Genomic DNA, 383 nt, shown 5'->3' on the forward strand with positions numbered 1-383 from the left:
CTCGCGATGAGGCCGCACGGGCGCGCGGGCTCGGCCGGGGGGACTGCGCGACGACGGCCCGGGGCGACGGCCTCCGAGCGCGTGAGCGGGTCAGACGGCGCCGTCGGAGGTCGCGCCGTGCGCGTTGCGTGCGCGCGTCTCGGCGTACATGCGCTCGATGTACCGCTCGAGCTCGGACGCCTCGACGCGCCACTGCATGCGGCCGCCGATCTGGATCGCGGGCAGCTCGCCCGACCGCACGAGCGCGTACGCCTGCGGCGCCGAGACGTTGAGGATCTCGGACACGTCGGCGAGCGTGAGGAACCGCGGTGCCATGGCGGCAGTCTCGCACGGGCACGCGCCGATCGGCAGTCGTCCACAGGCCTGGCCTCCGCACCCCCGGG

General features: G+C 75.7%; 1 protein-coding gene. It reads right to left on the reverse strand.

Annotation, left to right across the window (positions count from 1 at the left end):
• Positions 1–90 precede the first annotated feature (90 nt).
• The coding region (locus G3I71_RS49920; RefSeq protein WP_239149834.1) for a helix-turn-helix domain-containing protein at positions 91–383 on the reverse strand (293 nt) is incomplete at its 5' end.

The sequence above is a fragment of the Streptomyces sp. SID12501 genome (assembly GCF_010550245.1).
GTDB lineage: Bacteria > Actinomycetota > Actinomycetes > Streptomycetales > Streptomycetaceae > Streptomyces.